This window comes from Streptococcus cristatus, assembly GCF_963529205.1.
In the GTDB taxonomy this organism is placed as follows: Bacteria; Bacillota; Bacilli; order Lactobacillales; family Streptococcaceae; genus Streptococcus; species Streptococcus cristatus_O.
This window is the reverse complement of sequence record NZ_CAURYF010000046.1, coordinates 1-9466: the sequence shown is the minus strand read 5'-3', so window position 1 is coordinate 9466 and position 9466 is coordinate 1. Positions and strand designations below refer to the sequence as shown.

Below are 9466 nucleotides of genomic sequence, written 5' to 3'. Positions count from 1 at the left end.
CTAAACGCGAGCTCAAACAACTGGAAGAGCTAGGCTTCTCCAACTATCCTATCTGCATGGCTAAGACGCAGTATTCTTTCTCAGACGACGCTAAGAAACTGGGCGCTCCTAAAGACTTTGTCGTGACGATCAATCAGCTTAAAGTTTCTGCTGGTGCAGGCTTCATCGTTGCTCTGACTGGTGCAATCATGACCATGCCAGGATTGCCTAAGGTGCCAGCCAGCGAAAAGATTGACGTCGACAAAGATGGCAATATCAGCGGTTTGTTCTAATAAATACCAAAAATGACAAATATAACCCTTCTAAAATCAAACGATTTTCAAGTTTCCGATTGGTCAGGGGGAAAGACGAAGCAACTTTATCTTTCCCCGCCAACTGGCCACTATGGCAAGCGGGATTTTGACTATCGGCTCTCAACAGCGACTGTGGAGTTGGCTGAAAGTCAGTTTTCTGACCTCAGCGGCTTTCACCGCATTCTCATGAGCCTGGACCAGATACTTCATCTCCACAATGCCAGCCGGCAGGAGGAAACGGTCCTAGCTCCCTTTACCCCCTATTTTTTCGAAGGGAGTGATTCTATCACAAGTCGTGGGACTTGTACCGACTTTAATTTAATTTACAGCGACCATTATCAGGGACAGATGCTTGCCATCTCGGATGGACAAGAACTTACTCAAGATGAAGCAATTCAATTTATTTATGCCTTGAGTGATTTGATGGTGACAGGAACAGGCCTGCCATCGCTTAACCTAGAGACAGGGCAACTTCTGATAGTGGAAAAAGAGGCTCAGGAAACTGAGCTGCAAATAATGTTTTCGAGTAACCAGCCAACGGGTGCTCCCCTTGCTATATGGGCTGGTTTGACCCATATCCCTACTAAGTAAAGATACAAGGATGTCCTATCATCGTTCTATCTTTACTTGGAAAGGATCCCACATCTCTAAAGGAGAAACATTATTATGAATGCGACTAAACTCACTGCACAAGAACAAGAGCGAGAAAATGCGAAATTCAGCTTTTCTGGCGCTACTCTCTATGGTATCAATGCTGTTATCGGTTCAGGAATTTTCCTCCTACCTCAAAAAATTTATAAAGGACTGGGTCCTGCTTCTCTAGCTGTCATGCTGGGAACTGCCCTCCTCGTTATTCTCTTAGCCGTCTGCTTGGCAGAAACTGCTGGTTATTTTAATAAAAACGGCGGAGCCTTCCAATATTCCAAAGCAGCCTTTGGAGACTTTGTCGGATTTAATGTTGGCTTCCTAGGCTGGGCGGTTACCATCATCGCTTGGTCAGCAATGGCAGCAGGATTTGCGAGACTTTTTGTCATTACTTTTAAATCCTTTGCCCCCTATGAACTTTTACTCAGTGTGAGCCTGATTATCCTACTCAGTCTGATGAATATCTCAGGTCTTAAGACTTCCAAAATGTTCACCTTGACCGCAACTGTAGCCAAGCTCATCCCAATTGTCGCTTTCAGTCTATGCGCAATTTTCTTCATCAAAGGAGGAATTGACAAAGGAAACTTCACTCCGTTTCTTCAGCTAGAACCTGGCGTGGATATCATGAAAGCCATCTCTAGTACAGCTATCTACATTTTCTACGGTTTCATCGGTTTTGAAACCATGTCTATCGTTGCTGGTGAAATGCGCAACCCAGAAAAGAATGTGCCTCGGGCTATTTTGGGCTCTATCAGTATTGTATCTGTTCTCTATATGCTGATTATCGCAGGAACTATCGCCATGCTAGGTAGCCGAATCCTACAAACAGATGCCTCTGTGCAAGACGCCTTTGTCGAAATGATTGGCCCTGCTGGAGCATGGATTGTTTCTATCGGAGCGCTGATCTCTATTGCTGGACTTAACATCGGGGAATCTATCATGGTCCCACGTTATGGTGCAGCCATTGCAGATGAAGGCTTGTTACCTAAAAAAATCGCTGAAACCAATGCTAAAAACGCCCCTGTAATTGCCATTATTATCTCTGGACTTTTGTCCATCGCCCTACTCTTTACAGGAACATTTGAAGTATTAGCGGCTCTCAGCGTAGTCTTCCGCTTCTTCCAATACATCCCAACTGCTCTAGCCGTATTGGTATTGAGAAAGAAATATCCAGATAAAAAAGTGGTCTTCCGCGTTCCATTTGGTCCAGTCATTCCAATTTTGGCAGTTCTAGTCAGCCTCGTCATGATTTGGGGTGAAAATCCAATGAACTATGTCTATGGTCTCATCGGTGTCCTTGTCGCCAGCGCAGTCTACTATATCTATATAGTACTGATTTGTAAAAATAAAGTTCTTGAACAAAAAGGAGAATGAATCTTATGACACATGTAATCAATTTGGATGGCGAACACCTTACTTTAGAAGATGTCATTGCAGTAGCTCGTCATGGAGCCACTTGCGAAATCAACCAAGAAGCTAAGAAAGCTGTAGAAGCTTCCCGTAAAATCGTAGATGACATCGTCCGCGAAAAGCGGGTAGTCTACGGTGTTACAACTGGATTTGGCTCCCTCTGCAATGTCAGCATCTCGCCAGAAGATACGACTCAACTGCAGGAAAACTTGATTCGCACCCATGCTTCAGGCTTTGGCGATCCTCTTCCTGAAGATGCAGTCCGCGCGATCATGTTAATTCGGATTAATTCTCTGGTCAAGGGCTATTCTGGTATCCGTCTCTCTACTGTCGAAAAACTTCTGGAATTGCTCAATAAAGGCGTCGTGCCTTACATTCCGGAAAAAGGCTCTTTGGGAGCTTCTGGCGACTTAGCACCGCTGGCTCACATGGTTCTGCCTATGTTAGGACTGGGTCACGCTTACTATCAAGGCCAATTGCTCTCTGGACAAGAAGCTTTGGACAAGGCTGGTATTGAGAAAATTGCTCTAGCAGCCAAGGAAGGCCTTGCACTGATTAACGGAACGACTGTCCTGACAGGTATCGGAGCTCTGGCTACCTACGATGCCATCCAACTGCTTAAATTGTCAGATGTCGCTGGTGCCCTTTCCATGGAGGTCCACAATGGTATTACCAGTCCATTTGAAGAAGACCTGCATACCATACGTCCTCAAAGCGGTCAGCTAGCTACAGCCCGCAATATCCGCAACCTTCTAGAAGGCAGTGGCAACACAACCGTAGCCACTCAACAACGGGTCCAAGACTCATACACCCTGCGTTGTATTCCGCAGATTCATGGTGCCAGCAAGGACTCTATCGCTTATGTCAAGACCAAGGTTGAGATTGAGATCAACTCCGTTACAGACAACCCTATCATTACTAAGGAAGGCCATGTTATCTCAGGCGGTAACTTCCACGGAGAACCAATGGCTCAGCCATTTGACTTCCTCGGTATCGCTATTTCTGAAATCGGTAATGTATCCGAGCGTCGTGTGGAACGCCTGGTCAACAGCCAACTGAGCAAGCTTCCATCCTTCTTGGTCAAACACCCAGGACTCAACTCTGGCTTTATGATTACCCAGTATGCTTGTGCTTCGCTTGCTTCTGAAAACAAGGTCTTATCTCATCCAGCCAGCGTAGACTCTATCCCATCTTGTGAAAACCAAGAAGACTTTGTCAGCATGGGAACTACCGCAGCACGCAAGGCAGCTGAAATTCTCAAGAATTCTCGCCGCATCGTGGCAACAGAAATCATGGCAGCCTGCCAAGCTCTGGATCTGAAACCAGAAAACCATGAACTTGGTAAAGGAACCAAGCCGGCCTACGACCTCTTCCGTCAGCATGTCCGCTTTATCGAGTTTGATAAGGATATCGAAATCTATGAAGAACTCAACAAGGCTTCTGAGCTGATTGAAAACGAAGAATTCCTAGCAGCCGTTGAAAAGGCTGTGGACTTGAGCATTCAGTTCTAAAGCTGATGCCTCTGTAAAAAGCTAACATAAGAAGCCCGCTCTCATGCAGCTGGGCTTCTTTTCCCGCCAAAAGTCATTGACAGGCTCGACGGAAACTCTTATAATAAAGTCGCAAGTATCGTTATCAAAAAGGACAAAATTATGTTAGAAGATTACTATCAGCTAGACAACCATTACTATCAGCGAGGTCCAGAAGACAATCTATATACTGCTAAGTGGGGCATGGTCATTGAGTTTCTGGACTTAAATGATCCTAGCTTAACTCCTTTTGAAGGGGTGAACTTTGCCCTGATTGGCTTCAAGAGCGACAAAGGTGTCTATATCAATAACGGCCGAGTGGGGGCTGTCGAAGGACCACAAGCTATCCGAACTCAGCTGGCCAAACTTCCTTGGCATCTAGGTAGAAACGTCCGAGTATTTGACGTTGGCGATATTGACGGGCCTAACCGCTCTCTGGAACAACTGCAGCAAAGCTTGGCGCGAGCAGTCAAACGCCTGCGAGAACTTAATCTCCGACCCATCGTTCTAGGCGGCGGTCACGAAACAGCCTACGGCAACTATCTAGGTCTCAAGTCGTCACTAAATCCTGATCAAAACTTAGCTGTGATCAATATGGATGCCCATTTTGACCTACGCCCCTACGATCAGACTGGTCCTAACTCCGGTACCGGTTTTCGCCAGATGTTCGATGACACTCTAGCTCAGAAGCAGGCCTTTAACTACCTTATCCTAGGGATTCAGGAGCATAATAACAATCTCTTTCTCTTTGACTTTGTGGCAAAATCCAAGGCTATCCAATTTCTGACTGGTATGGATATTTACCAAATGGGTTACAAGGAAGTCTGTAAGGTGGTCGATACCTTTTTGGCCGACAAGGAGCAGGTCTATTTGACCATTGATATTGACTGCTTTGCAGCTGGTGCCGCTCCTGGTGTCAGTGCCATTCAGTCGCTCGGTGTGGATCCCAATCTAGCGGTTCTGGTCTTCCAGCACATTGCTGCCTCAGGCAAACTGATCGGCTTTGATATCGTCGAAGTCTCTCCACCTCACGATATAGACAACCATACGGCTAATCTGGCAGCCAGCTTTGTCTTTTACCTGACCCAAGTCTGGGCACAAGCACATGACTAACGGGGATTTTAAAAACTTCATTACAAACATCAAAAGAGGACGAACATAAAGTTCATCCTCTTTTATTTTGTGTTTAATGCCTGAGATAGACCTTGGCGTAAGTTTTCTAATTCCTTGAGCTGGTGCCGGTCACGGTAGGGATTGAGCTGGCTTTTGGCCGTTTCATAGTAGGACTCAAAGTCCTGATTCAGCAAGTCTTCAAAGTCTGCTTCCTGCAAGCTGCCAGTCAGCAGGCGATACTTAATCACAGCCATCAGATAGTAAATCAGCCCCTTGTCCCGCGGATTGCCATAGCGACTAATGAGACTATCCTTTTTCCGCAGAAGATCAAGCACCGGTTGATAATCTCTCTTCTCACAGCCAATCAAGGCCAAATACACTTCCAACTGGGTCTCTTTCCAAGGAAAGCTGAGCGACTTCAGGGCTGCTTTCGCTTTCAGCAAGATTCGCTCCGCCTGCTCATAATCTTTCAGCTGATAATAAGTCAGTCCCAAGCCTATGTAGAAAGCAAAAATCGAAGGCTCTGCTGTTTTATTTTCCGTCAACTCAATCGCCTCTTTCTGATGAGCCAGCGCTGTCGTGAAATTCCCACGAATCTGCTCAATCTCTGCCAGATAATCTAGAGCCGCCGCAATCTGAATCGAATACTTTGAGCGCAACGAAGCCGTCAAACTAAAGCAATCGATAGACTGGTAAAGATGGCGGAGTGATTGCTCCTCATCTCCAATCATGAGATGATAAAGTCCCTTGAGTCGAAGATTCATTGCAATAGCTTCGTAATTATTGGCCTGAACTGAAGCATCCAGGGCTAACTCCGTATAGTAGCGCATCTCAGGAATATTCTCCGTCTGGATGCAATAGTAAATCATCTGCCGATAGCCTTCTAGGAGAAACTCCATCTGCTGCAGCTCTTTAGCAGAAGCAATCACCTGCTGGATGTTGTCCATTCCCTGCTGGTAATTCCCCGTCCGGATAGCATAGCGCCCTTCCAGATAGAGAAAGCGGAGAACCAATAGCTGAAAATCTTTGTGATTCTGGTGTTTTCTCTCTAATCCTTCTATTTCCCGACGGATACGATCAAATTGGTCCAAAACCGCTGATTGATTGCTATCATCCGTCTTTTCGATAAAGCCAAACTCCCGCGAATAAATCGGAAAGAGCTCATGATGAAACTGCAAGGTAGCCTCGAGATAATGCAACTCATACTCCAGAGACTTAATCGGCTGCTTGGACAGCTTGTAGTGATAGGCGATGTCATTGAGCAACCGAGCATGATAGAGAGAGGCTCCTAGCTGGTCTTCCATGCCTTGGGCAATCTGGTGATGTAGCATCCGCTTCTTGGCAAGCGGCAAGCGCTCATAAGCATAAATCCGCAAAAGCTCCTGACTGAACCGTAAAACCAATTCCTCCTGCTCCTCTTCTATTAAAAGCTGTTTTTGCCCAAATCCTTCAGCAATTTCGACTACTTCTTCCACAGATAGGCCTAGCAACTTAGCTAAGAGCGCTACCGAAGCAGGGGAACTAAAGCAAGCCAGATAGTCAACCAATTCCTCCTCCTGGCTGCTCAAATAGCCTAATTTCAGAGATAGTTTTGCTTTAATAACTGAGGTTAATGGCTGGAATTTTTCACCTCGCAAAAGCTGCTCCGCATACTCCGACAGAAAGAAAGGGATGCCTTGACTGACCCGATAAATAGCCTCAAGCCGTTCTTCAGATATGACTAACTGTCCAGTCTGGGCCTGTAAATAAGCCACACTTGCCTTAAAATCCAGTGGCTGCAGTTCAATGCAGTCTAGCTGGCTACGAAGCAACAAGTGATTGAAAAAGCGGCCAAGATAAGGTGGCGTACTCAGATGCTTTGTCAACACAAAGGCTACTGGATAATCCCTCAAATGGTTCATAACCTGCTCTAAAACAGCCACACTTGCCTCATCCATCCAGTGACAGTCCTCAACTAAGATCACCAGGGCCTTTTTCTTAGAAATCTTTTGCAAAATATCCAGCACAAACCGAGCCAGACGATCCGTATTCAGCTCAATATCCGAAGCTTCACCTGCCATAACCGGAAAATAACTATCCAAAATAACCTGCCACTGGCTGGTAGAAAGGATCTGATGCTGAATGACTAAGTCGCCCAAGCCATCTAACAGACTGCGCCAAGGCTGCAATCCGACCGTCATTTCTTCTTTGAAGCACTCTGCCATAACAATCTGGAAATACTTGGTCTGATTAGCCAGTACTTGTCGAGTCACTGTCCGTTTACCGATACCAGTACCACCGACTAAGAGCAGCGCACGAGGTTCTTGCCTCTCTATAATCTTAGAAAAATAAGATTCCAAACGCTTGATTTCACCCACTCGGCCAAAGAAGTGGTCTGTATTACGTAAAAATTGCTTGATCTTACGCTCACTGCGATCCTTGGCCATCACTTCATGATACAGCTGTTGAATTGCTTCATTCGGACTAATCCCCAATTCCTTGTCCAAGAGATTGACCAATTTATAATAAGTCTCAATCACCTTACCAGGTCGATCATTCTCCTGATAAAGCTTCATAAGCAGATGATAATTCTTTTCATCAAACTCATCGATGCTGATCATACGGCGCAGATTTCGCTCTGATTCCTCCAAATTCGATGGATCTTTTTCCAACTTTTGGTAACAAGCCTGGATATAGAGCTGCTCATATCGCGTCCGCATCTTGGACACCCAATAGTCAAAGGCTTCACTGTCCTTGAGATAGAAGCCCTGCAGAAAATCACCCTGATAGAGCGACAGATGCTCCGCAGGCTTGTCCGTGAAAATTTCTACATCACTTTCAATCGCACACTCGGGATTAAGCGATAGCACAGTACGGTTGGGAGCAATAATCCATTCTCCTCCCAATAGCTTGTTAGCCTGATAAATGGTGTTGCGCAGATTCTTTTTGGCAGTCTGATTATCCTTGTTTTCCCAGAGGATTCCTGCAATCTCCTCCCGATTGACTGCTCCATTGATATGGAGATAATAGAGCAGAGCATTGATTTTGGCAAAAGGAAAAAAGACCTCCTCTTGATTGAGAAAGACACTCGGACTTCCCAACAATTTCAACTTCAAACGATCTTCGGTCATGTAAACGCCTCCAGGAAAGCTTATAGAACTAATATAAACAAAATAAGACATTTTAGCAAGCAAGAAAAGAACGACTCTATCATTTATCAGCTTCTAAATGATCAAAACCTATAAACAAAAACCACTAAACAGCAAATGAATCTGATTAGTGGTTTCTTCATTCATCTTAAAAAGATTGAACGGATGGGGTATGGTTAAAGAGCGCATGGGTCGCCTTATAGATATGGTAAGCTGTTGCCGCGTTATTCATCGTATAGAGATGGATCCCTGCTACATCATGGGTCACCAAGTCGACAATCTGATCCACCGCATAGGCTAAACCAGCTGTCCGCAGGGATTCTGGATCATGTTCATACTTATCCAGAATGGCCTTGAATTTGCGCGGAAGATGAATATTCTCACACGTTTTCAAAAGGCGAAGCGCTTGGTTTCGGTTAAGAATCGGCATGATCCCTGCATGAATCGGAACATCAATCCCAGCCAAGGTACACTTATCTTGGAAATCATAGAAACGTTCATTGTCAAAGAAGAGCTGAGTGACAAGACTAGAGCAGCCCGCATCAACCTTTTTCTTTAGATTCTGAATATCTGAGATCTGGTTTGGTGAGTCTGGGTGACCTTCTGGATAGCAGGCTCCGATGATGTCAAAATGTGGTGCTTCTGTCTTGATATACTCAATCAAATCAGTCGCATATTTAAAATCATCCTTAGGAGCCACATCTGGAAAAATATCGCCCCGCAAAGCCAAAATCTGATTGACCCCAACACGATCCAGAGCCTGCAAGATATTGGACACCATTTCCTTGGTTAGATAAACAGCTGGCAAATGGGCAATCGTCGGAATCTCAAGGTCATTGGAGATGAACTCAGCCAAACGAACCGTTGTCTCCTCAATATCAAATTTATTATTGCTGGCAGTCACACTGATAAAGTGGGGAGCCAGATCTTGCATCTCCCTCAACGCCTGAAAAATCTTATCATTGCCTACTGCCGGATTAGGAGGAAATACTTCAAATGAGAGACTAGGAGTTTGGCGATTCACCATAGAGATAAAATTCCTTTCAATCTACTAACTATCAGCCTATAACAAACCTGCAAACAGCTTTGTTGCAGGTTTATCAGAGCTGAGTTTAAATGTAGAAATAATATTAATTCAGTTTTTGTCTAGCTGCTTTGGCCGCTTCTACAAGGCGGATCAAGCTTTCTTTTGTTTCTGGAATACCACGTGTTTTCAAACCACAGTCAGGGTTGATCCAAACTTTCTTGCTTGGAACTTTAGCAAGGATGGCTTCGATTGTGTGGTCAATTTCACCTTCATTTGGCACGCGCGGTGAGTGGATATCGTAAACTCCAGGTCCTACTTCTG

General features: G+C 45.1%; 8 protein-coding genes. 5 read left to right on the top strand and 3 right to left on the bottom strand.

Annotated elements, in window-relative coordinates; translation table 11 throughout:
• The 5 genes from RWS39_RS08720 to hutG form a co-directional block, all read left to right on the top strand.
• On the top strand, window positions 1–272 hold a 272-nt coding region (locus RWS39_RS08720; protein ID WP_314482580.1), incomplete at its 5' end, for a formate--tetrahydrofolate ligase.
• 12 nt (window positions 273–284) lie between these two features.
• Window positions 285–884, top strand: coding sequence for a HutD/Ves family protein (locus tag RWS39_RS08715; RefSeq protein ID WP_314482577.1), 600 nt, complete (start codon window positions 285–287; stop codon window positions 882–884).
• A 75-nt stretch (window positions 885–959) separates the two neighbouring features.
• Window positions 960–2312, top strand: coding sequence for an APC family permease (locus RWS39_RS08710; RefSeq protein ID WP_125373402.1), 1353 nt, complete (start codon window positions 960–962; stop codon window positions 2310–2312).
• A 5-nt stretch (window positions 2313–2317) separates the two neighbouring features.
• Window positions 2318–3859, top strand: coding sequence for a histidine ammonia-lyase (hutH, locus tag RWS39_RS08705; protein ID WP_314482574.1), 1542 nt, complete (start codon window positions 2318–2320; stop codon window positions 3857–3859).
• Between the two features lie 141 nt (window positions 3860–4000).
• The gene (hutG, locus tag RWS39_RS08700) at window positions 4001–4990 is read left to right on the top strand and encodes a formimidoylglutamase (protein ID WP_314482571.1); all 990 of its coding nucleotides are present in this window, start codon (window positions 4001–4003) and stop codon (window positions 4988–4990) included.
• Between the two features lie 62 nt (window positions 4991–5052).
• Here the strand turns inward: hutG and RWS39_RS08695 are convergent, their stop codons facing one another.
• The 3 genes from RWS39_RS08695 to RWS39_RS08685 form a co-directional block, all read right to left on the bottom strand.
• Window positions 5053–8100: an AAA family ATPase gene (locus RWS39_RS08695; protein WP_314482568.1), complete on the bottom strand. Its 3048-nt coding sequence runs from the start codon at window positions 8098–8100 to the stop codon at window positions 5053–5055.
• Window positions 8101–8266: 166 nt separating this feature from the next.
• The gene (gene metF / locus RWS39_RS08690; RefSeq protein WP_125371621.1) at window positions 8267–9145 is read right to left on the bottom strand and encodes a methylenetetrahydrofolate reductase [NAD(P)H]; all 879 of its coding nucleotides are present in this window, start codon (window positions 9143–9145) and stop codon (window positions 8267–8269) included.
• Between the two features lie 103 nt (window positions 9146–9248).
• Window positions 9249–9466: hypothetical protein (locus RWS39_RS08685; RefSeq protein ID WP_314482565.1), on the bottom strand; the 218-nt coding region annotated here is incomplete at its 5' end.

Excerpts from the sequence above, each read along its gene's own strand:
- RWS39_RS08715 (WP_314482577.1), top strand. The coding sequence starts at position 285 with ATGACAAATATAACCCTTCTAAAATCAAACGATTTTCAAGTTTCCGAT.
- RWS39_RS08710 (WP_125373402.1), top strand. The coding sequence starts at position 960 with ATGAATGCGACTAAACTCACTGCACAAGAACAAGAGCGAGAAAATGCG.
- hutH (WP_314482574.1), top strand. The coding sequence starts at position 2,318 with ATGACACATGTAATCAATTTGGATGGCGAACACCTTACTTTAGAAGAT.
- hutG (WP_314482571.1), top strand. The coding sequence starts at position 4,001 with ATGTTAGAAGATTACTATCAGCTAGACAACCATTACTATCAGCGAGGT.
- RWS39_RS08695 (WP_314482568.1), bottom strand. The coding sequence starts at position 8,100 with ATGACCGAAGATCGTTTGAAGTTGAAATTGTTGGGAAGTCCGAGTGTC.
- metF (WP_125371621.1), bottom strand. The coding sequence starts at position 9,145 with ATGGTGAATCGCCAAACTCCTAGTCTCTCATTTGAAGTATTTCCTCCT.